Origin of the sequence: Pseudomonas sp. NPDC086112, assembly GCF_044746425.1 — a bacterium.
Taxonomy (GTDB): domain Bacteria; phylum Pseudomonadota; class Gammaproteobacteria; order Pseudomonadales; family Pseudomonadaceae; genus Aquipseudomonas.
Map to the genome: position 1 here is coordinate 47,024 of NZ_JBIVCD010000004.1, position 22,133 is coordinate 69,156.

Sequence of the window (22,133 nt, forward strand, 5' to 3'; positions counted from 1 at the left end):
CCCTGGCTGGCTGACAGCAGGCCAGTGCGGCCCGAAAACCAGGCGAAAACGCCAGTTTTAACTTCACCCTTGTAGACCGTCTTGCCCACCCCCATATTGGGGCGACTGACGCGTGAAGGAATCCAACTTGAGCGAACTTCTCAACCGCCGCCTGGCTCTGCTCGGCGAGCGCGCTAACCTCTCTCTGCTCGAACAGTGCCTTCACGGCATCGAACGTGAATGCCTGCGCGTGACAGACGAAGGGCGCCTGGCGCAAACGCCGCACCCCGAAGAACTGGGTTCCGCGCTGACCAATGAACAAATCACCACCGACTATTCCGAGTCGCTGCTGGAATTCATCACGCCAGCCCTGCCAGACCCGGCGGACACCCTGGCGAGCCTCGATAAGATCCATCGGTTTGCCTACAGCAAGCTCGGCAACGAATACCTGTGGAGTCCATCGATGCCGTGCCCGTTGCCGGCCGAGGAAGACATCCCGATCGCTTATTACGGCACCTCCAACATCGGGCAGCTCAAGTACGTCTATCGCAAGGGCCTGGCGCTGCGTTACGGCAAGACCATGCAGTGCATCGCCGGGATCCACTACAACTTTTCCCTGCCGGAAAAGCTCTGGCCGCTGCTCAAAGAGGCCGAAGGCTTTGTCGGCACCGATCGCGACTATCAGTCGTCGGCCTACATCGCGCTGATCCGCAACTTCCGTCGCTATAGCTGGCTGCTGATGTACCTGTTCGGCGCCTCGCCTGCGCTGGACGCCGGTTTCCTGCGCGGTCGCTCGCATCAGCTGGAACAGCTGGATCCGGACACGTTGTACCTGCCGTACGCCACCAGCCTGCGCATGAGCGATCTGGGTTACCAGAGCAACGCCCAAGCCGGTTTGACGCCGTGCTACAACGATCTGACCAGCTACACCGACAGCCTGCGCAAAGCCGTGGCCACGCCGTATCCGCCGTATGTCGAGATCGGAACACACCAGGATGGTGAGTGGGTTCAGCTCAACACCAACATCCTGCAGATCGAAAACGAGTACTACTCCAACATCCGTCCGAAACGCGTGACCTACACCGGCGAACGGCCGATCCAGGCGCTGGTGGCCCGTGGCATTCAGTACGTCGAAGTGCGTTGCCTGGACATCAACCCGTTCCTGCCGATGGGCATCGACCTCACCGAGTCACGGTTCCTCGATGCGTTCCTGCTGTATTGCGCGCTGAACGACAGTCCGCTGCTGACCAGCACCAGCTGCGGCAATGCGACGTCGAACTTCCTCAGCGTGGTCAAGGAAGGTCGTCGTCCGGACCTGCAGTTGCAACGCGACGGGCACCCGGTAGACCTGAAGGAATGGGCAAGCGAATTGCTGGCAAAGATTGCGCCATTGGCGGCGTTACTGGACCAAAGCCATGGCGGCGAAGCTCACAGCAAAGCACTGGACGCACAGCTGGCCAAGGTCAAGGACTCGTCCCTGACGCCATCGGCTCAGGTGTTGGCGGCGATGGCCGAGCACAAGGAAAGCTTTGCTCAGTTCTCCTTGCGTCAGAGTCAGGTGCATGCAGAGTTTTTCCGCAGCGAGCCACTTTCAGGCGAAGAACAGGCTAAATTTGAAGAGTTGGCACGTTCGTCGCTGGCTCAGCAGGTAGAGCTGGAACAGAACGAAGTCGGCGATTTCGATGTGTTTGTCGGGTCGTATCAGGCGAGTATTCTGGCGATCAGCAACTAATCTCTGAAGGTCCTTCGGACCTTTTCGCGGGCAAGCCTCGCTCCTACAGTGTCGTGCCAAATCATGCGACACATATAAAACCTGTAGGAGCGAGGCTTGCCCGCGAAGGCGACACCACGGTCTCCCTTAGAATTTTCCGCTCATAAGTTAATTCTAAAAAGTTATTTATTTTCCGGTTCTTATATCATTTAGTCTCCTTTTCACGCCGACACTCGGCCGTCTGACAAGGAGCTTCCCAATGAAACTGACTTCCCCTCTTCGCCTCCTGGCAGCCGCGTCTCTGGCTGCGGCGAGTTTCCTGGCTCAGGCGGCAGACGTGACTGTCGCCTACCAGACCACCGTTGACCCGGCTAAGGTTGCCCAGGCCGACGGCACTTACGAAAAGGCCATCAAGGCCGACATCAATTGGCGAAAATTCGACAGTGGCGCCGACATCATCGCCGCCATCGCTTCCGGCGATGTGCAAATCGGTTACCTCGGTTCCAGCCCCCTGACGGCGGCAATCACCCGCAAAGTTCCGGTAGAAACCTTCCTCATCGCCACCCAGATCGGCGCCGCCGAAGCGCTGGTTGCGCGAGACGGTTCCGGGATCAAGACCCCGCAAGACCTGATCGGCAAGAAAATCGCCGTACCGTTCGTTTCCACCGGCCACTACAGCCTGCTGGCCGCGCTGAAACACTGGAACATCGATCCATCGAAAGTCACCGTGCTCAACCTCGCGCCGCCAGCAATCATCGCTGCATGGAAACGCGGTGATATCGACGCCACCTACGTCTGGGACCCGGCCCTCGGCGTGGCCAAGGAAAACGGCAAAGTGCTGATCACCTCGGGCGAACTGGCCAAGTTCGGCGCACCGACTTTCGATGCCTGGATCGTGCGTAAGGATTTCGCCGAGAAGCACCCGGAAATCGTCACCGCGTTCGCCAAAGTGACCCTCGATGCCTACGCCGACTACCGCAAAGATCCAAAAGCCTGGCTCGCCAACCAAAGCAATGTCGACAAACTGGTGAAGCTCTCCGGTGCCAAGGCCAGCGACATTCCATTGCTGCTGCAAGGCAACGTCTTCCCGCTCGCGGCTGATCAGGTGCTCACCCTCGGCGCGCCGACCACCAAGGCCATCACCGACACCGCCGTGTTCCTCAAGGAACAGGGCAAGGTCGAGGCCGTGCTGCCGGATTACGCGCCGTACGTCAGCGCCAAATACATCACCAATTGATCGGGAGTTAACCGCGATGGCTTTGCTACAGCTGGAGCGCATCTGCGCACAGTATCCCGGCGCAGCGGAACCTGTGCTGGCGGATATTTCCCTGAGCCTGGGGCCCCGGCAGTTGCTGGTTGCCCTCGGCCCGTCCGGCAGTGGCAAGACCTCGCTGTTGAACCTGATTGCCGGTTTTGTCGAACCCAGTTCCGGGCGCATCACCCTTGACGGTGTGCCGGTCAAAGGCCCGAGCGCCGAGCGCGGCGTGGTGTTCCAGGACGACGCCCTGCTGCCTTGGCAGGACGTGCTGGCCAACGTCGGCTTCGGTCTGGAACTGGCTGGTGTCGCCCGGGATAAACGCGAAATCCGTGCCCGGGAAATGCTCGCGCTGGTGGACCTCTCCGGTTTCGAAAATCGCCGAATCTGGCAGCTCTCGGGCGGGCAGAAGCAACGTGTCGGCCTCGCTCGCGCCCTCGCAGCAGACCCTCGGGTCTTGCTGATGGACGAACCCTTCGGTGCCCTCGACGCCTTCACCCGTGAACAGATGCAGGAGCTGTTGCTGCAAGTCTGGCAGCGCACCGCCAAACCGGTGTTCCTGATTACCCACGACATTGAAGAAGCGGTGTTCCTCGCCACGGATCTGATTCTGCTGGCGCCCAACCCCGGGCAAATCGTCGAGCGTCTGAGCCTGGACTTCGGTCAGCGTTATGCCGCCGGTGAGTCGGCACGTTCGATCAAGTCCGATCCGTGCTTTATCGAAACCCGCGAACACGTGCTCGCCAAAGTGTTCTCCCAACGCAGTGCCGTCCAGCGGCAGGAGCGCGCATGAGCACCTATGAAATTCCCGCCGCGACGGTGAAGTCGAGCTCGACGGTCATTGCGCTGCGTCGCAGTTTGAACACACGCTGGATCAGCATGCTGACACTGGTCGCTCTCGTTGCCATTTGGTGGGCCGTCACGGCCACAGGTTTGATCGAACCGCTGTTCCTGCCGCCGCCGTCCGCCGTGCTGCAAAAAGGCTGGCTGCTGGTAACCACTGGCTACATGGATTCGACCTTGTGGCAGCATTTGGGCGCAAGCCTCCGCCGTATAGGCCTGGGCCTGGGCTTCGCCGTGCTGACCGCCGTGCCGGTCGGCATTGCCATCGGCCACAACCGCATCGCTCGCGGCATTCTTGACCCGCTGATCGAGTTCTATCGCCCGATTCCACCGCTGGCCTATCTACCGCTGATCGTGATCTGGTGCGGTATCGGTGAGTTGTCGAAAGTCTTGTTGATCTACCTGGCGATCTTCGCGCCGATCGCGATAGCCACCGCCACTGGCGTACGCACCGTCGACCCGGCGAAATTGCGCGCCGCCCAGTCGTTGGGCGCGACTCGGGCGCAGTTGATTCGGCATGTGATTCTGCCCAGTGCCTTGCCGGACATTTTGACCGGCGTGCGGATTGGCCTGGGTGTGGGTTGGTCGACTTTGGTGGCCGCTGAATTGATCGCCGCCACCAGCGGTTTGGGCTTCATGGTGCAATCGGCCGCGCAATTCCTGGTCACTGATGTGGTGGTATTGGGGATTCTGGTGATCGCGCTGATCGCTTTCGCCATGGAAATGGGCCTGCGTGCTCTGCAACGCAAACTGGTGCCGTGGCATGGTCAGGCTCACTGAGTAGAGCGGGTCTATGGCGAGGGGCAAGCCCTGGGGTTGAGCCCACCACAATCTCGCGTAGGATCTGCGTCGCTCTTTAATTGAACGCGATGTAGAAGTAGCCCAGCTGTGGATCCCGCCCCATCGGGGGGACCCTCGACACGAAAATGTCTTTCACCCGGCCCAGTTCCGGCAGTTCCATCACACACAAGCCATCGACAAAGTCAGTGGGTTGCAGGCTATTGAACCCGACGCTGAATGGCATGCGCTCGCTGTTTGGCAGCTGTGAGCGGGGCGTTTCTGCAAGGGTGTCGATATGGATCGGCAGTTCACTGCCATCGGGCAGCCGCAGCGTCCCCGTCTTGCCCAGCAGTGCCTGAAAGTGTTGGCTTTGAACCTGTTGCAGCATGGCATCACTCCATCAGCAAAAGTGGCCGGGGGATTTGCATCCCCCGGCCAGACCCTCAGTTGCGCGAAGGGAAAAGACCGTTCAGGGCGATGCTGAAGTTGAGCACCAGGAACGGGTTCATCACCTCCATGGGCAAGCCGTTGCCGGCGGACGAGATTTCCCCCGTTACCGTAGTGGCCACGCCCTTGAGCGGTACGGCCGCGGCACCTTGCTGATCGGAGTAAATACTCGCCGAGCCCGGCCCGCCGCCGGAGGCGCCGATGTAGGCGTTGGTGGCGGTCGGGTTGGTGACCGGGTTGCTCGCCGGGCTGGCCAGTTGCAGGGTGGTGGTGGCCGTGAGCCCGGACAAGGCGTGGGTGTGGTTGGGCAGGTTAGTGATGGTCGCGGTGACGTTTTCGGTCCCGGAGGCTTCGCCGATGACGCGCGGGGTCAGGCCCAAGCCGTTGCCCATGGCGACTGGCATGCGACCTTGCAGGTTGGGCAGCATGAAATTGGTGGTGCCATTGCCTCCGTAGTAGGTTCCCAGCAGTGCGAAAACTGTGTTGTATTGCGCGATGCTCAGCGTCTGGCCGTTGCACAGGGCCCAGCCGTTGGGCGCGAAGTTAAAGGCGAAAGACTGAATAGTGCCGATGAATACTTCCATGGTTCCTCATCCCTCAGGTTAGTGTCTGATACGTCACGTTGCAGGCCCGGTTAACCGGGCAGTTCGCGCTGATCAGCCGACTCCTTTCATCTCCGTGGCTGGGTCACGCCACGCCAAAGCGTAGACGCTGATCGGAGTGATTGCCGGACGTCGTCCGTCGCAAGGCCAGCATCGACGTCGGGCTCGCGCCTGTCCTACAGTGCTGGGGAAGCTTCGGTTTTCACATGGCCGTTGCAAGGGGAGGTAATGGAGGCGCGCAGAGAAACATCGCTGGGCGATACCCAGGACCCGCATGCGATGCCGGGGTTGTGGGCGGCTGTCCGTCGCTTGCTGCAATGGGCGCGGGAGCACTGGCTGTTGCCGATCCTGGTATTGGCCGCGCTGGCGCGTTTTTACGACCTGACAGCGGCGGCGATCTGGGGCGACGAAGGGTCTAGCCTGTTGCTGAGCCAGTATTCCCTGGCCGGGATCTGGGAACATGCGGCTCATGATGTGCATCCACCCCTGTATTTCATGCTTCTGCACGGCTGGATTGGCCTGTTCGGCGACGGCATTTTTTCGATTCGCTGCCTAAGTGCGCTGCCGGGGATTGCCATGGTGGGACTCGGCGTCTGGCTGGTGGACCTGCTCGCGACCCGCCGCGCCGCGTTGCTGGCCGGGGTCCTGCTGGCGCTGCTGCCCACGGCGGTGCGTTACAGCCAGGAAGTGCGGATGTATTCGCTGCTGGGCCTGTGGCTGATCGGCGCCACGATCGCCTTGATGTACTGGATCAGGCGGCCGCAACGCACGCGCTATCTGGTGATGTACACCCTGCTGATGAGTGCTGCGTTCTACACCCATTACTTCACGGCGCTGTGCGTGCTGTGTCACTGGCTGTATCTGGGATTGATCCGTGTGCAGCCAGGCTACCGATTGCGGCACATTCAGCGCTCTGGCTGGTGGCTGGCCAATGTGGCGATTGTGGCGTTGTACCTGCCATGGCTGCCCAATCTGTTCGATCTGGTGCAGCACATGGATCAGCTCAAAGCCAATGGCGATGTGGGGTGGGAGGCGTCCGTCACGCTCGGCTCACTGCCTTCAATGATCTGGTTGTTCCTGATCCAGGACGATGGCGAGAGCCTGCCCACACTGATTTTTATTGCGTTGCCACTGGCGCTGCTGGCATTGGCGGGCGTGGCGCTGGCGCGCGATCGCAGTGTTTTCCGTGGCAGTGCGCTGGCGCTGATTTACACCGTTCTCCCGTTGTTGCTGGTATTTGCGGTGTCGTTCATATCGCCGGTATTCATCGAACGCTACCTGAGCGCTTATGCCTTGGGCTTGCCGATGCTTGTGGCGCTGGCCATCGATCGGTTGTACGCGGACTTCAAGGTAGTGGCGCTGGCCGTGTTGATGATGTTTGTCGGCGTCGAACTGGTGGGCCTGAAGAACAATGCCACGGTGGACACCGACGATCAGATCAGCGTCATGGTCAACTACGTGAACCAACACTTCACGCCCGGCGACCGGATTGTCACCAGCGACATGCTCTGGTACCTGAGTTATGTCTATTACAACCGGACTGACGCCAAACCGATGCTCTATACGCCACCGCTGGCTGATGGCAGGTCGGGCCGGCCGAACGCTTACGGTTTCGGCACGCTGGTGACCAATGACATTTACCTGGATAACCTCGGCGGCTTGCCCAAAGGCAATGGTCGAGTGTGGTTGATCGGTACTGTCGATGTGCCGGACGAATTCGCTCCCTTGCCCGAGGGTTGGCAACGCGTCAGCGAGACCCAGGCTGGAGGCGCGAAGGCACGCTTGTATGTGCTGAAGTAGCCCGTCATTCAGAGCTAAAACGATTCATCTTTCAGGTCGTTATATCTGGCGTGTTTTCCAGTCGATTTAGCTCCGATTTGATATCAAAGCACCACTAGTCGCAACACCATTCATGGTCTACGCTCGTCATACAAAAGGACTTATGACGGGTGAATGGATGCAGCACTTTCACTTTATTTCCGGCTTGCCGCGCTCAGGCTCGACCCTGCTTTCTGCGATTCTTTTGCAGAATCCGCGCTTCCATGCCGGCATGACCAGCCCCGTGGGTGCGCTCTTTTCCGGTGTTCTGGAACAATGCAGCGCCGGCAGCGAATTCGGTGCGGTGATCGACACCGACCTGCGTCGCCGTCTGTTGCGCGGCCTGTTCGATTCTTACTACGCCGACAAGGCCGACAAACCGGTGGTGTTCGACACGAACCGCCTGTGGAGTTCGCGCCTGCCGGCGATCAGCGATCTGTTCCCTCAAGCCAAGATCATTGCCTGCGTGCGCAATGTCGCTTGGGTCATGGACAGCATCGAGCGCCTGTACCGCGCCAACCCCTTCGAAAACACCAAGCTGTTCGGTGATGCGGTCGAACGCAACACGGTCTATAGCCGCTGCGAAACCCTGGCCCAGCGCAATCGGCTGGTGGGGTTTTCCTGGGCCGCCCTCAAGGAAGCCTATTACGGCGAACACGCCGACTCGTTGCTGATCATCGATTACGACCTGCTGAGCCAGGCGCCTGAGCGGGTGATGCGCCTGGTCTACGATTTCATTGGCGAACCCTGGTTCGAACATGACTTCGATCATTTGGCTTACGACGCCCCGGAATTCGACCAGGCTCTTGGCCTCTCAGGGCTGCACAAGGTGAAGGCCAAGGTCCAATTGCAATCCAGGCGAACGATCCTGCCGCCGGACCTGTTCAAGCAGTACGCCGAGTTGTCTTTTTGGCTCGATGGCTCAGCCAGCGCCGCCAATGTCATTCGTATGAAGGCCGACGCCGCGATCAGTTGATCGCGGCGTTTTCATTGATGCCTCAGAAAGTTCGAGTCCGGGTGAGCAGCATGTGGTGGAGCAAAGGCAAGTCGCGGGTTACCGAAGGCGCACGAGCGCTGGCCTCGCCAATGATCATGTCCCTGGAGCCGCGCATGCTGTTCGATGGCGCGGTGGCCGCCACGGTCGCCGACACTGCCCAGGCCGACAGCCATGCCACCGCCGAGGCGGTCAAGGCACCAACGGCCGATCAACCGGTCGCCAGCAAGGACACCCACGGCCAGGCCGATGCCACACCGGCGCCAGCACCCGCCGCGGTGCCGGGGCAGAGCGTGGTGTTCGTCGATTCGCGGGTCAAGGACGCTGGCACTCTGCTTCAGGGTATTGCTCCCGGTACCCAGGTGGTTCAGCTGGATGCCAGCAAAGATGGCCTGCAACAAATCGCTGACTATCTGGACGGCCATCAGGGCATCAGCTCGGTGCAGATTATCGCCCACGGCAACGCGGGCGATTTGTGGCTGGGCAACAGTTATCTGTCGGCCGACAACGTCGCGGCCCGCAGCGCGGTACTGGCGGAAATCGGCAAGGACATGAACGTTGGCGGCGACATCCTGATCTACGGCTGCTACACCGCCGAAGGCGAGCGAGGCTTGAATTTTATCGACTCGCTGGCTCAATTGACCGGCCGCGATGTAGCCGCCTCCAGCGATCGCACCGGGCTCGGTGGCGACTGGGATCTGGAAATTGCCACCGGCAACATTGAAAGCGCCAATGTCCTCTCGACCACGGCCATGACCGACTATCAGTGGGGTCTGGCCACCTGGACCGCCACCAACAACGCCAACACGGGCGTCGGTTCGTTGCGTGCCGCCATAGCCTCGGCGCAGAACGGCGATATTGTCACCTTCAACGGCAGCATGACGGTGCAGCTGACGTCCGAGCTGCTAATCAACAAGAACATCACCGTTGATGGCGACTTGAACAACGACGGTGCGGCTGACGTGATTCTCGACGGTCAGTACAGGACCCGAGTGATTGAAGTGTCGTCTGGCAGCATCGTGACGCTTGATGGGCTGGTGATCACCCGTGGCTTGGTGTCGGGCAACGGTGGCAACGGTGGCTACGGTGCCACGGGCTCGATGGCCGGGGGGATTTTCAACGCAGGGATTCTGACCCTGAACAACGTCAGCGTGACGTCCAACGGCGCTTCCGGTGGCGGTGGCGGCGGCGGCGTCACCGGCGCTTTTTACGGCGGTGGGGGGGGTGGTGGCGGTGGTTTGGGCGGCCAGGGCGGCGGGCATGGCGGTTCGGCAGGGCCGGGCACCGGCACGTTGGGCGGTCAGGCGGGCGGCGGCGGTGTCGGTGGTTACGGCGGCGGTTATGACGCCACCCACATGGGCGGTCGCGGCGGTACCACCACTGGCGGGGCTGGCGGCGTAGGCGTTTCCTATTACAGCAACGGCGGTAACGGTGCGACGGCCACCAATGGCACGATTTCCATTGGCGGCGGTGGCGGCGGGGCCGGTTGGGACAAGGTGGGTGGCGCCGGCGGCAACGCGGTGGGCGGGATCTACAACGCCAGCAGCGGCACCATCACCATCGTCGGCACCTCGACCATCAGCAACAACATTGGTGCCGGCGGCGGTGGGGGCGGTGGTGGTGGCCAAGGCAGCAATGCCAGCAATGGCGGCATTGGTGGCCGTGGCGTCGGTGCGATCTGGAACAAAGGCACGCTGCTGATCACAGCCGCCAACTTCGCGGCCCTGGCCGGTAATGCCGCGGCCAGTGGTGCCGGCGGTACCGCGCAGGGCGGAGGTACAACCGGCACCTCGCCGACCTCTGTCGCGACCATCTACAACGACGGTGGTGTACTCAACACCGCGTATTCGCCGCCACCGACCGCGACCATTGTGGTCGCTGACACTACACTGAGCATCGGCGAAACGTCCCTGGTGACCATTACCTTCTCCGAGGTGGTGACCGGTCTCACCAATGCGGATCTGATCATCGCCAACGGCACCTTGACCGCGGTAAGCAGCGGCGATGGCGGCATTACCTGGACAGCAACGTTCACCCCGTCCGCCAGCATTTCCGATACGAGCAACGTCATCACTCTGGACAACACCGGTGTGATCAACATTCTGGGCACCGCCGGCGTCGGCACCACCAACTCCAATAACTACACGGTCGACACCGTACGCCCGACCGCCAGCATCGTGTTCACCGACACGGCGCTGAGAGTCGGCGAAACCTCGCTGGTGACCATCACCTTCAACGAAGCGGTCACCGGTCTCACCAATGCCGATCTAACCATCGCCAACGGCACCTTGACCTCGGTGAGCAGCGGCGACGGCGGCATCACCTGGACGGCGACTTTCACGCCTAGCGCGAGCATCACTGACACGAGCAATCTGATCACTCTGGACAACACGGGCATCGCGGACTTGGCGGGCAACGCCGGCAGCGGCACCACCGACTCGAACAATTATGCGATCGATACCGTACGGCCGACGGCGACCATCGTGGTGACAGACAATGCGCTGAGAATCGGTGAAACCTCGCTGGTGACCATCACCTTCAGCGAAGCGGTCAGCGGTTTCACCAACGCCGACCTGAGCATCGCCAACGGCACCTTGACGGCGGTCAGCAGCAGCGACGGTGGCATCACCTGGACCGCCACGTTCACCCCGAACGCGAGCGTCAATGACACGACCAACCTGATCACCCTGAACAATACCGGCGTGGCGGATCTGGCGGGCAACACCGGCAGCGGCACCACCGACTCGAACAATTATGCGATCGATACGCTTCGTCCAACCGCAACCATTGTGGTGACGGACAATGCGCTGAGAATCGGCGAAACCTCACTGGTGACCATCACCTTCAATGAAGCAGTCAGCGGTTTCACCAACGCCGACCTGACCATCGCCAACGGCACCTTGAGCGCGGTGAGCAGCAGCGACGGCGGTATCACCTGGACGGCGACGTTTACCCCGAGCGCCAGCATCACCGACACGACCAACCTGATCACCCTGGACAATACGGGCATCGCGGATCTGGTGGACAACGCCGGCAGCGGCACTACCGATTCCAACAACTTTGCGGTCGACACCGTACGCCCGACGGCCACCATTGTGGTTGCGGACACCGCGCTGAGAATCGGCGAAACGTCGCTGGTGACCATCACTTTCAGCGAAGCGGTCAGCGGCTTCACCAACGCGGACCTGACCATTACCAACGGTACCTTGACCGCGGTGAGCAGCAGCGATGGCGGCATCACCTGGACCGCGACCTTCACGCCGAGCGCGAGCATCACCGACACGACCAACCTGATCACTCTGGACAACACCGGGCTCAGCGACTTGGCGGGCAACGCCGGCAGCGGCACCACCGATTCCAACAACTACGCCATCGACACCGTACGTCCGACTGCGACGATTGTGCTGGCCGATCCCACACTGACAGCGGGCGAAACCTCGCTGGTGACCATCACCTTCAGCGAAGCGGTCAGCGGTTTCACCAACGCCGACCTGACCATCGCCAACGGCACCTTGACTGCGGTGAGCAGCAGCGACGGCGGCATCACCTGGACCGCGACCTTCACGCCAACCGTCGGCGTGAATGACCCGAGCAACGTCATTACCCTGGCCAATACCGGCGTGGCCGATCTGGCCGGCAACACGGGCAGCGGCACCACCAACTCCGGCAACTACACCCTCGATACGGTGCTGCCGACTGCCACTATCGTTGTTGCCGACAATGCGCTGAGAATCGGTGAAACGTCACTGGTGACCATCACCTTCAACCAGGCCGTGACCGGTTTCACCAACGCCGACCTGACCATCGCCAACGGCACCTTGACCGCGGTGAGCAGCAGCGACGGCGGCATCACCTGGACCGCGACCTTCACGCCGAGCGCGAGCATCACTGACACGACCAACCTGATCACCCTGGACAACACTGGCGTGCAGGCTGCCGGCACCGGTAACGTGGGCAGCGGCACCACCGATTCCAACAACTACGCCATCGATACAGTGCGGCCAACGGCAACGATCGTGGTGACGGACACCGCGCTGAGAATCGGCGAAACGTCGCTGGTGACCATCACTTTCAGCGAAGCGGTCAGCGGCTTCACCAACGCGGACCTGACCATTACCAACGGTACCCTGACCGCGGTGAGCAGCAGCGACGGCGGCATCACTTGGACCGCGACCTTCACGCCGAGCGCGAGCATCACCGACACGACCAACCTGATCACTCTGGACAACACCGGGCTCAGCGACTTGGCGGGCAACGCCGGCAGCGGCACCACCGATTCCAACAACTACGCCATCGACACCGTACGTCCGACTGCGACGATTGTGCTGGCCGATCCCACACTGACAGCGGGCGAAACCTCGCTGGTGACCATCACCTTCAGCGAAGCGGTCAGCGGTTTCACCAACGCCGACCTGACCATCGCCAACGGCACCTTGACTGCGGTGAGCAGCAGCGACGGCGGCATCACCTGGACCGCGACCTTCACGCCAACCGTCGGCGTGAATGACCCGAGCAACGTCATTACCCTGGCCAATACCGGCGTGGCCGATCTGGCCGGCAACACAGGCAGCGGCACCACCAACTCCGGCAACTACACCCTCGATACGGTGCTGCCGACTGCCACTATCGTTGTTGCTGACAATGCGCTGAGAATCGGCGAAACCTCACTGGTGACCATCACCTTCAGCGAAGCGGTCAGCGGCTTCAGCAACGCTGACCTGACCATCGCCAACGGCACCTTGAGCGCCGTGAGCAGCAGTGACGGCGGCGTCACCTGGACCGCGACCTTCACACCGACCAACGCCATCACCGATACCACCAACCTGATCACCCTGGATAACAGCGGTGTGCAAAATGCTTCGGGCAACGCCGGCAGCGGCACCACCGATTCCAACAACTACGCCATCGATACCGTGCGGCCAACGGCAACCATCGTGGTGACGGACACGGCGCTGAGAATCGGCGAAACGTCGCTGGTGACCATCACCTTCAGTGAAGCGGTCGTTGGTTTCAGCAACGCCGACCTGACCATTGCCAATGGCACCCTGACCGCGGTGAGCAGCAGCGACGGCGGCATCACTTGGACCGCGACCTTCACGCCGAGCGCGAGCATCACCGACACCACCAACCTGATCACTCTGGACAACACCGGGCTCAGCGACTTGGCGGGCAACGCCGGCAGCGGCACCACCGACTCCAACAATTACGCCATCGACACCGTGCGTCCGACCGCGACGATTGTGCTGGCCGATCCTACACTGACCGCGGGCGAAACCTCGCTGGTGACCATCACCTTCAGCGAAGCGGTCAGCGGTTTCACCAACGCCGACCTGACCATTGCCAACGGCACCCTGACTGCGGTGAGCAGCAGCGACGGCGGCATTACCTGGACCGCGACCTTCACGCCAACCGTCGGTGTAAATGACCCGAGCAACGTCATCACCCTGAACAATACCGGTGTGGCCGATCTGGCCGGCAACACAGGCAGCGGCACCACCAACTCCGGCAACTACACCCTCGATACGGTGCTGCCGACTGCCACTATCGTTGTTGCTGACAATGCGCTGAGAATCGGCGAAACCTCACTGGTGACCATCACCTTCAGTGAAGCAGTCAGCGGTTTCAGCAACGCCGACCTGACCATCGCCAACGGCACCTTGAGCGCTGTGAGCAGCAGTGACGGCGGCGTCACCTGGACCGCGACCTTCACACCGACCAACGCCATCACCGACACCAGCAACGTCATCACCCTGGATAACAGCGGTGTACAAAACGGCTCGGGCAACGCCGGTAGCGGCACCACCGATTCCAACAACTACGCCATCGACACCGTGCGCCCGACGGCCACCATCGTGGTCGCGGACGCGGCGCTGGCGGTGGGGCAAACCTCGGTGGTGACCATCACGTTTTCCGAGGCGGTGACCGGATTTACCACGGCTGACCTGACCGTGAGCAACGGTACCCTGAGCAATCTGAGCACCAGCGATAACATCACCTATACCGCCACCCTGACGCCGACGGCGAGCATCACCGACTCGACCAACCTGATTACCCTGGACAACACCGGAGTGATCGACGGGGCAGGCAACACGGGGACCGGGACCACCGATTCGAATAACTACGCCATCGATAGCCAACGCCCGACCGCCACTATCGTGCTGAGCGACACGACCCTGAAACCGGGCGAAACCGCGCTGGTGACCATCACCTTCAGCGAGGCGGTAACGGGTTTCGACAACGCTGACTTGAGTATCGCCAACGGCACGTTGAGCGCGGTGAGCAGCAGCGACGGCGGCATCACCTGGACCGGGACCTTCACTCCCACCGCCGGGATTACCGATACCAGCAACCTCATCACGTTGAGCAACGGCGGCATCTCGGACCTGGCCGGCAATGCCGGGTCTGGCACCACCAACTCGGCCAATTATGTAGTGGAAACCGAGGTGCCGACCGCCACCATCGTGGTTGCCGATAATGCGCTGAAGGTCGGTGAAACCTCGTTGGTCACCATCACGTTCAGCTCGGCGGTCAGCGGTTTTGACAACGCCGACCTGACGGTAGCCAACGGCACCCTCAGCAACGTTTCGTCCGTCGATGGTGGCGTGACCTGGACCGCAACCTTCACCCCTGCGGTCAGCGTGACGGACACCTCTAACCTGATCAGCCTGAACAACAGCGGTGTGACCAACGCGTCGGGCAACAGCGGCGTCGGCGTGACCGACTCCAACAACTACGCGATTGATACCGTTCGCCCTGACGCGACCATTGTGGTGGCGGACAATAAGCTGGGCATTGGTGAAACCACCACGGTGACCATTACCTTCAGCGAAGCGGTGTCCGGTTTCGACCTGTCGGACCTCAGCGTGGCCAATGGCGTGCTGTCCAACCTGGCCAGTAGCGACGGCGGTGTGACCTGGACCGCCATACTCACACCGACCGCGAGCCTTAACGATGCGACCAACCTGATCCTGCTCGACACCGGCAATGTGCTCGACGCGGCGGGTAATGCCGGCGCCAGCATCGCCATTTCCAACAACTACGCACTCGATGCGACTCGCCCGACCGTCACCATCGTGGTTGCCAACCCGAACCTGGGCATTGGCCAGACGACGCTGGTGACCTTCACGTTCAGTGAGGCGGTCAGCGACTTCGATTTGTCGGACTTGAGCGTCACCAACGGCGAGCTGACCAATCTGGCCAGCAGCGACGGCGGCAAGACCTGGACCGGAACGTTCACACCCACCGCGAGCATCACCGACCCGAGCAATTTCATTGCGCTGGACACCAGCAACGTGACGGATCTGGCGGGCAACATCGGCGCCAGCGTCGCGGTGTCCAACAACTACGCCATCGACGGCGAACGGCCGACGGCCACGGTGGTGGTTGCCAACCCGAACCTGGGCGTGGGCCAGACCTCATTGGTGACCTTCACCTTCAACGAAGCTGTGAGTGGTTTCGACCTGTCCGACGTCAGCGTGGCGAACGGCAGCTTGTCCGGTTTGAGCAGCAGTGATGGTGGTAGAACCTGGACCGCGACCCTGACGCCGAACGCCAATGTCAGCAGTGGCAACAATGCGATCAGCCTGAGCGTCGCTGGCGTCAGCGATTCAGCAGGCAACACGGGTAGCGGTGTCAGCCTATCGAACAGCTATGCGATCAATACGGTCGTTGCACCGTCGTCCCCGCCTGTCGTGGTGCCGCCGGAACCCGAGTTCCGGGTCACGGTTCCTGTCACCGTGCCCGATCTGCCCAACGTGCCATTACAACCGATCATCTTCACTGCGCCCACTGGCGATCTCGGCTCGCCGCTGACCTTTACCCCGCTGTTTGAACAGCGAGTGATCGGCAACGGCATTCGGCCTTTGGGCGATATTTTCATGAGCCACGGGGCACTGACGCCTAGCTTTATCGCGCAGGTATTCAGCAGCAGTGAAAACGGTGGCGATGGCTCAGGTCACGGCTTCCTCGGTTTTGGCGGTGGCGACGGCGGGGTCTTTGGCAGCAGCACGCTGTCAAATCTGTTCAATCAGGACACGGGCAGTGAGGGGGAATCGCTGAACGCCTTCGGCAATAACTCAATCAGGATGGGAGATGCTTCCCAAGGACTGCGTGGTGTGTTTGGCGCACCGAGTCTTGGTCAGCAATTGCAACAACTCAAGGACACCGAGCAGCGGCAGATCGAAAGCCTGGCCGCGGCTTTGCACCAGGTCGGCATCAGTGAAATGCAGGCCTGAAAAAACCATTAAAGCAGGGCGGCATCTGGGGGCTCCAAGGATGAAGAGAAGTCAGAAGTTATTCGGCGCCAGCCTGCTGGCGCTGGCGATCAGCGGGTGTGCAGTCACCAGTGAACCGATCGAACGCAGCGTCAGCCAACAGCGCGCCCAAAGCGATCTGCAAAACATGTACAAGGGGCAGGAACCTCTCAGCGGCCCGCTGACCCTGCACCAGGCCATGGCCCGGGCGGTGAAATACAACCTCGAAGGCCGGCTCAAGATCATGGAAGAGGCCTTGGCCAAGCGCCAACTCGACCTCGCCAGCTTCGACATGTTGCCGCGCATGGCGCTGGACGCCGGTTACGTGGGGCGCAACAACGTCAGCGCCTCCAGCAGCCAGAGCGTCGAGACCGGGGCCCAGTCCCTGGAGCCGTCGACCTCCCAGGACCGCGACCGTGAAGTGGCGGACCTGACCATGGTCTGGAACGTGCTCGACTTTGGTGTCAGCTACATCAGCGCCAAGCAACAGGGCGACCAGCGACTGATCGTCCAGGAGCGTCGGCGCAAGGTTATCAACACCATCGTGCAGGACGTGCGCTCGGCCTATTGGCGAGCCATGGCCGCCGAACGTTTGCTCAAACAGATCGACAGCCTCATGGTCCGGGTCGAAACCGCTCGCACCAATAGCCAGAGCATGAGCGAGCAGCGTATTGGCGATCCGATTCAGGCATTGGGCTATCAACGCTCGCTGATCGAAGCCACCCGCCAACTGGAAGAACAACGCCGCGCACTGTCGTTGGCGAAAACCGAATTGGCAACGCTGATCAACCTGCCGCTGAGCACCAATCTGACGCTGGCGACCCAGGACGACTACGTTATCCCGGAACTCAAGGTTGATCTCGCCAGCCTGGAACAGGAAGCCCTGACCAGTCGGCCGGAGTTGCGCGAGCAGGATTACCAGACCCGGATCAGCGCCGCCGAAACCCGCAAAGCCATGCTGCGTCTGCTGCCGGGGCTGGAGTTTGCCGCTGGCGGGCATTACGACAGCAACTCGTTTTTGGTGGAACAGGGCTGGGCGGATTACGGGGTGAAAGTCACCTGGAACCTGTTCAATGTGATTTCCGCGCCCGCCGCGATTGACGTTGCCAAGGCCGGTGAAGAAGTCGCCGCGGCGCGCAGGCAGGCGATGTCGATTGCCATACTGGCGCAGCTTTACGTGGCCAACGCCAACTATCGCGAGGCGATGCGGCAGTTCAAGACCAATCAGCAACTGTCAGACATCGATGGGCAAATCGTCGGCCAACTGCGCAATCGTCATCAGGCGGCCGGGCTGGGCGAACTGGACCTGATCCAGGGCGAGCTGAACACCTTGCAGGCCGATCTGCGACGCGACCTGTCTTACGCCGACCTGCGCAACGCTTACGGGCAGATCTTCGCCAGCGCCGGTCTCGATCCGCTGCCGGACGAAGTGCAATCGACCGAAGTCCAGTCCATCGCCACGGCCCTGGCCAATCGCGAAGAGGCTTGGGCGGCGGGCAACATCTCAGTGCCGGTGGCCCATGCCCCGGTCCAATAATCTGCTGGCGCCGACGGCGAGCATCAGCCGCGCCCAACGGGAGACCCGCAACGGCCATCGCGGCACGGCAATTCTGCTGACCGGTTTGCCGGCCGCGGGCAAGTCAACATTGGCCCAGGCACTGCACGCCGAGTTGTTCGAGCATGGCGTGCAGAGTGTGGTGCTCGATGGCGACGGACTGCGGGTCGGGCTGAATCGCGACCTGGGGTTCAGCGACAGCGATCGCCTGGAAAACATCCGCCGCGCCAGTGAACTCGCGGCACTGTTGGTCGAGAACGGGCAGATCGTCATCCTCGCGATGATCGCGCCTTTGGTGGAGTTGCGTGAATTGTTCGCCCGACGATTGGGGGAGGATTACCGTGAAGTCTGGTGCAGCGCCTCGTTGGCGGTGTGTGAACAGCGTGACCCCAAAGGTCATTACGCCCGGGCTCGACGGGGTGAGTTGGCGGGGTTTACCGGTATTTCCGCGCCTTACGAACCACCGCCATGCGCGTCGCTGGTGCTCGACACAGGTGCGCAGTCGGTGGAGGCTTGTCTCGACCGTTTGCTGACCTGGCTCGGCGAATGCGCGGTGCTGCCGAAACGATGAGTCGGCCGGCCTTCTCCCGCTTGCCGGTAACGGTGGATTTGCCGTTGCTGTTGCAGGCACTGACGGCGATTGGCGAGGGCGACTGGCACAGTCACTTCAATAACGATTATTACGCTGGCGACTGGAGCGGCGTGGCACTGATTTGCGCGGCCGATGCCTTGACTGAACTGTCGCCCGGTCGCGGCGAGACGCTGTTGCGTGCGCCTTGGCTGCAAGATGCTCGATGGCAGCAAGGGCTGCGGGATCTGCCGCTGCAGATCGTCTGCGCGCGTCTGCTGCGGCTCGGCCCGGGCGGGCGCATTCACGAGCATCGCGACTATGACCTGGGCGCGCCAGACGCTGACTTGCGTCTGCATATCCCGTTGCTCAGTCCACCCCGAGTGGACTTTCTGCTGGACCGCCAGCGCATGCCGATGGCCGCTGGCGAATGCTGGTTTCTCGACCTGTCGCGGCCGCATCGCGTGGACAATCGCGATACCCGGGCACGGGTTCATCTGGTGCTTGATTGCCGGCCCGACACCTGGCTGGAGCAAGCGATTCTCGACGGGTTGGCAACCACGCCGCCGCCGCAAATCGGTCATGACGCTTTAGCACAGTTCCAGGCATTGGTGGCCAGCGATCCGCAGCTGTGCAAGTCCTTGCAGGGGTTGCAGGACAACGAAGCCTTTATCGTCCGTACCCTGGAACTGTCCGCCGAGCGTGGACTTGCGTTCACCGCTGAAGAACTGCGCGCGGCGATGCGCGACGGTCGCCGTCAATGGAATGAACAATGGAGCGCCTGAACCTGGAAGGCTGGTTGCCGATTCGCGTGTGGCAAGAGGCCGGGCAATGGCAAGTCGACTGGTGCTGGTTCGGTGACACGCCGCTGCATCAGCCGTTTTTTCGTGAGGCCGTGGAAGACGCGCTGCGACTGCCGTTCAATCAGGCGTTTCGCCGGAAATCTGCATTGTCGACCCTCGCTGACTGGCAGGTTTGCAGCCCTGGGCTGGCCCCGAGTGCGTTTATCTTTCATGCCTCGCGATGTGGCTCGACCCTGATCAGCCAGATGCTGGCGCAACTCGACAGCCACATTGTCGTCAGCGAGCCACCGCCGTTGGATGCCTTGCTGCGCAGTGATTTACCCGCCGTCGAGCGCCGTGCAGCCATCAAAGGGGTGCTGTCTGCTTACGGGCAACGTCGGCTTGGCGTGGAGCAACGGCTGGTGATCAAACTCGACGCCTGGAATATCGGTGAACTGCCGTTACTGCGCGAATGCTTCCCCGAAACGCCGTGGTTGTTTCTTTATCGCGATCCGCTGGAGATCGCCGTCTCGCATCTGCGTCGCCCGGGTATGCACATGGTGCCGGGGATGATCGGGGCGAGCGTGCTGGATGAGAAATTTCCGTTCAGCAGCCGTGAGGATTACATCGCCCGGCGGTTGGGGCGGTTGCTGGCGCAGGGATTGGCGCAATGCCGGGCGTTTGGCGGCCTGGCGGTGAACTACAGCGAACTGCCGCAGGCGATGGCGGGGCGGTTGGCAGCGTTCTTTGCATTGGATGTCGAGCAGCGCAAGCAGGTGTTTGCGGCGGTGGGACAACATGCCAAGCAGCCGTCGCAGGGGTTTGTTGGTGACAGCGATGACAAGCGTCGAGAGGCCTCGGTGCTGCTTCGTGAGCGGGTGAATCAGTGGGCGCGGAAGCCTTATGAGGCATTGGAGCAATTGCGCAAAGTATGAGCGCAATGGCTTTTGTGGCGAGGGAGCTTGCTCCCGCTCGGCTGCGAAGCAGTCGCAGGTTTTAGGGCCGCTACGCGACCCAGCGGGAGCAAGCTCCCTCGCCACAGTCATCAGTGCATCAAGGCTTGGACGACAAGTCCGCCATCCCCTTGAGCAACTCGATCGGCAGCGGAAAGACGATGGTCGAACTCTTGTCCCCGGCGATCGAACTCAGCGTCTGCATGTAACGCAGTTGCATGGCCCCCGGCTGACGGCCGAGCATTTCAGCCGCCTGCATGAGTTTTTCCGAGGCCTGCAATTCGCCTTCAGCGTGGATCACCTTGGCCCGACGTTCCCGCTCGGCCTCGGCCTGCTTGGCGATGGCGCGAATCATCGATTCGTTGAGGTCCACGTGCTTGATCTCGACGTTGGCCACCTTGATGCCCCAGGCATCGGTCTGCGCGTCGAGCACTTGCTGGATGTCGACGTTCAGCCGTTCCCGTTCGGCCAGCAATTCATCGAGTTCATGTTTACCGAGCACCGCCCGCAACGTGGTCTGCGCCAGTTGGCTGGTGGCCATGAGAAAGTCTTCGACCTGAATGATCGCCCTTTGCGGATCGAGCACGCGGAAATACAGCACCGCATTGACCTTGACCGAGACGTTGTCCCGGGTGATGACGTCTTGCGGCGGTACGTCGAGCACCACGGTACGCAGGTCGACACGAACCATTTGCTGAACCACCGGAATCAGCAGGATCAGGCCAGGGCCCTTGACCTGCCAGAAGCGTCCGAGCTGGAACACCACGCCGCGTTCGTATTCGCGCAGGATGCGGAAGGTCGACCCCGCCAGTGCAATCAGCAGTAACAGCAGCGCGGCAAAACCCAGTTGCAGACCCATGACTATTCTCCGCCATCATTGTTCATACGGGCGCCGCGTCAGCCGCGACCACTTCCAGCAGTAGACCCTTGCGTGCCACTACCCGGACCTGTTGACCCGGTTGCAGCGGTGTTTCGCTCATTGCCTGCCATTGCTCGCCTTGCAGGTGCACCCAGCCGATATAAGCGTTACCGGCCTGCAACGACGTTATCGGCGTCACGGCGCCCAGTATTTCGGCGTCACCGCTGACGTTGCGGCGCGGTCGGGTTTTCAAGGCGCGGATCACCAGGAAAATCAGTAGCAGTGCGCTGATCAGTCCCAAGCCGATCATCAACGGAACAGGCACTTCGGCGTTAGTCAGAATCACCGCCCCAATCACGAACATCACAAGGCCGCCCAGGCCGACCACGCCGTAATTGGGCAAGGCCGCCTCGGCGATCAGAAACGCAATGCCGAAGGTGATCAACCAGAGCCCGAGGGGATCGGGAACCAGCACCACGAGAGTGTCCGCCGCGAAAACCGGTCCGCTCAGGGCCAGCAACAGCGCAATTGCACAGCAACGCATGTTCACTTGACCCTCCGGGAGAGTCATCCGTCCGCGAGCCGTTCAGGGCTCTGTATACAAGTCTAGTTGACCCTGCATTGGTATGAATTTTGACCAGTGTCGACAGCGTCCGACGGGCGGATTTCCCGCCGGATCCCACCAGCGGGCCTAGACTTTTAAGGGAGGCAAAAGTTAACCATCGTCCGCGATTC

Annotated in this window: 15 protein-coding genes; 11 read left to right on the forward strand and 4 right to left on the reverse strand. The window is 61.4% G+C overall.

The features are described from left to right. Positions 1–127: 127 nt before the first annotated feature. The 4 genes from gshA to tauC all read left to right on the forward strand — a co-directional run bounded on the left by gshA (position 128) and on the right by tauC (position 4,568). A complete protein-coding gene (gene gshA / locus ACIPLA_RS04435) occupies positions 128–1,711 on the forward strand; it encodes a glutamate--cysteine ligase (RefSeq protein ID WP_401171800.1) in 1,584 nt (527 codons plus the stop codon). A gap of 238 nt (positions 1,712–1,949) precedes the next feature. Beyond that, positions 1,950–2,927, forward strand: coding sequence for a taurine ABC transporter substrate-binding protein (tauA, locus tag ACIPLA_RS04440; RefSeq protein ID WP_192346438.1), 978 nt, complete (start codon positions 1,950–1,952; stop codon positions 2,925–2,927). A 16-nt stretch (positions 2,928–2,943) separates the two neighbouring features. Next, positions 2,944–3,738, forward strand: coding sequence for a taurine ABC transporter ATP-binding subunit (tauB, locus tag ACIPLA_RS04445; protein WP_401171804.1), 795 nt, complete (start codon positions 2,944–2,946; stop codon positions 3,736–3,738). Beyond that, on the forward strand, positions 3,735–4,568 hold the full coding sequence (gene tauC, locus ACIPLA_RS04450; RefSeq protein WP_401171807.1) for a taurine ABC transporter permease TauC: 834 nt from the start codon (positions 3,735–3,737) through the stop codon (positions 4,566–4,568). The genes tauB and tauC overlap by 4 nt, the downstream gene beginning before the upstream one ends. 76 nt (positions 4,569–4,644) lie before the next feature. Here the strand turns inward: tauC and ACIPLA_RS04455 are convergent, their stop codons facing one another. Together ACIPLA_RS04455 and ACIPLA_RS04460 are read right to left on the reverse strand one after the other, a co-directional pair. Further along, on the reverse strand, positions 4,645–4,956 hold the full coding sequence (locus ACIPLA_RS04455) for a DUF6916 family protein (RefSeq protein ID WP_218399302.1): 312 nt from the start codon (positions 4,954–4,956) through the stop codon (positions 4,645–4,647). Positions 4,957–5,011: 55 nt separating this feature from the next. Then, the gene (locus ACIPLA_RS04460) at positions 5,012–5,599 is read right to left on the reverse strand and encodes a phage tail protein (RefSeq protein WP_218399301.1); all 588 of its coding nucleotides are present in this window, start codon (positions 5,597–5,599) and stop codon (positions 5,012–5,014) included. 246 nt (positions 5,600–5,845) lie between these two features. On the opposite strand from ACIPLA_RS04460, the gene ACIPLA_RS04465 reads away from it, so the two are divergent. The 7 genes from ACIPLA_RS04465 (at position 5,846) to ACIPLA_RS04495 (ending at position 20,521) form a co-directional block, all read left to right on the forward strand. Then, a complete protein-coding gene (locus ACIPLA_RS04465; protein ID WP_401171812.1) occupies positions 5,846–7,417 on the forward strand; it encodes a glycosyltransferase family 39 protein in 1,572 nt (523 codons plus the stop codon). Between the two features lie 157 nt (positions 7,418–7,574). Beyond that, positions 7,575–8,411 carry a sulfotransferase gene (locus ACIPLA_RS04470; RefSeq protein ID WP_123498424.1) on the forward strand — a complete coding sequence of 279 codons (837 nt, stop codon included), beginning with the start codon at positions 7,575–7,577 and terminating at the stop codon, positions 8,409–8,411. Positions 8,412–8,461: 50 nt separating this feature from the next. After that, positions 8,462–16,663, forward strand: coding sequence for an Ig-like domain-containing protein (locus tag ACIPLA_RS04475; protein ID WP_401172058.1), 8,202 nt, complete (start codon positions 8,462–8,464; stop codon positions 16,661–16,663). A 40-nt stretch (positions 16,664–16,703) separates the two neighbouring features. Then, positions 16,704–18,218: a TolC family protein gene (locus ACIPLA_RS04480; RefSeq protein ID WP_401171816.1), complete on the forward strand. Its 1,515-nt coding sequence runs from the start codon at positions 16,704–16,706 to the stop codon at positions 18,216–18,218. Further along, a complete protein-coding gene (gene cysC / locus ACIPLA_RS04485; protein ID WP_401171819.1) occupies positions 18,202–18,807 on the forward strand; it encodes an adenylyl-sulfate kinase in 606 nt (201 codons plus the stop codon). Before ACIPLA_RS04480 ends, cysC begins: the two co-directional genes overlap by 17 nt. Beyond that, on the forward strand, positions 18,804–19,589 hold the full coding sequence (locus tag ACIPLA_RS04490; RefSeq protein ID WP_401172061.1) for an aspartyl/asparaginyl beta-hydroxylase domain-containing protein: 786 nt from the start codon (positions 18,804–18,806) through the stop codon (positions 19,587–19,589). The genes cysC and ACIPLA_RS04490 overlap by 4 nt, the downstream gene beginning before the upstream one ends. Then, positions 19,577–20,521 (forward strand): sulfotransferase, encoded by a 945-nt coding sequence (locus tag ACIPLA_RS04495; RefSeq protein ID WP_218396767.1) that lies wholly within the window; start codon positions 19,577–19,579, stop codon positions 20,519–20,521. The genes ACIPLA_RS04490 and ACIPLA_RS04495 overlap by 13 nt, the downstream gene beginning before the upstream one ends. 118 nt (positions 20,522–20,639) lie before the next feature. Here the strand turns inward: ACIPLA_RS04495 and ACIPLA_RS04500 are convergent, their stop codons facing one another. Further along, entirely contained in the window at positions 20,640–21,398 is a 759-nt protein-coding gene (locus tag ACIPLA_RS04500) for a slipin family protein (protein ID WP_008009522.1), read from the reverse strand. Positions 21,399–21,420: 22 nt separating this feature from the next. Further along, the gene (locus tag ACIPLA_RS04505; protein WP_192346451.1) at positions 21,421–21,948 is read right to left on the reverse strand and encodes an NfeD family protein; all 528 of its coding nucleotides are present in this window, start codon (positions 21,946–21,948) and stop codon (positions 21,421–21,423) included. Positions 21,949–22,133 lie beyond the last annotated feature (185 nt).

Excerpts from the sequence above, each read along its gene's own strand:
- tauA (WP_192346438.1), top strand. The coding sequence starts at position 1,950 with ATGAAACTGACTTCCCCTCTTCGCCTCCTGGCAGCCGCGTCTCTGGCT.
- tauB (WP_401171804.1), top strand. The coding sequence starts at position 2,944 with ATGGCTTTGCTACAGCTGGAGCGCATCTGCGCACAGTATCCCGGCGCA.
- tauC (WP_401171807.1), top strand. The coding sequence starts at position 3,735 with ATGAGCACCTATGAAATTCCCGCCGCGACGGTGAAGTCGAGCTCGACG.
- ACIPLA_RS04455 (WP_218399302.1), bottom strand. The coding sequence starts at position 4,956 with ATGCTGCAACAGGTTCAAAGCCAACACTTTCAGGCACTGCTGGGCAAG.
- ACIPLA_RS04460 (WP_218399301.1), bottom strand. The coding sequence starts at position 5,599 with ATGGAAGTATTCATCGGCACTATTCAGTCTTTCGCCTTTAACTTCGCG.
- ACIPLA_RS04465 (WP_401171812.1), top strand. The coding sequence starts at position 5,846 with ATGGAGGCGCGCAGAGAAACATCGCTGGGCGATACCCAGGACCCGCAT.
- ACIPLA_RS04470 (WP_123498424.1), top strand. The coding sequence starts at position 7,575 with ATGCAGCACTTTCACTTTATTTCCGGCTTGCCGCGCTCAGGCTCGACC.
- ACIPLA_RS04475 (WP_401172058.1), top strand. The coding sequence starts at position 8,462 with ATGTGGTGGAGCAAAGGCAAGTCGCGGGTTACCGAAGGCGCACGAGCG.
- ACIPLA_RS04480 (WP_401171816.1), top strand. The coding sequence starts at position 16,704 with ATGAAGAGAAGTCAGAAGTTATTCGGCGCCAGCCTGCTGGCGCTGGCG.
- cysC (WP_401171819.1), top strand. The coding sequence starts at position 18,202 with ATGCCCCGGTCCAATAATCTGCTGGCGCCGACGGCGAGCATCAGCCGC.
- ACIPLA_RS04490 (WP_401172061.1), top strand. The coding sequence starts at position 18,804 with ATGAGTCGGCCGGCCTTCTCCCGCTTGCCGGTAACGGTGGATTTGCCG.
- ACIPLA_RS04495 (WP_218396767.1), top strand. The coding sequence starts at position 19,577 with ATGGAGCGCCTGAACCTGGAAGGCTGGTTGCCGATTCGCGTGTGGCAA.
- ACIPLA_RS04500 (WP_008009522.1), bottom strand. The coding sequence starts at position 21,398 with ATGGGTCTGCAACTGGGTTTTGCCGCGCTGCTGTTACTGCTGATTGCA.